A 251-nucleotide genomic window follows, 5' to 3' on the forward strand; every position below is an offset into this window, starting at 1 on the left:
GCAATCCTACACGACAAAGCATACGAATGGAAATATTGCGATTGCGGGCAACAAAATCAAGTTACCTAAACTTGGATTAGTTAAGTTTGCGAAAAGTCGTGAAGTAGAAGGGCGTATTCTTCATGCTACAATGAGACGAAATCCAAGTGGCAAGTATTTTGTTTCGATTCTTGCTGAAACAGAAGTACAAGAACTTCCTAAAACATGTTCATCTGTTGGCATGGATGTTGGTCTTAAAGATTTTGCGATTC

At 38.6% G+C, this 251-nt stretch carries 1 pseudogene; it reads left to right on the top strand.

Going from position 1 to position 251, the window contains the following annotated elements:
• A pseudogene (locus tag MR056_RS22115) lies at window positions 1-251 on the top strand (IS200/IS605 family element RNA-guided endonuclease TnpB); the annotation flags it as partial.

Source organism: Bacillus cereus group sp. BfR-BA-01360 (assembly GCF_022663595.1).
Lineage (GTDB): Bacteria > Bacillota > Bacilli > Bacillales > Bacillaceae_G > Bacillus_A > Bacillus_A cytotoxicus.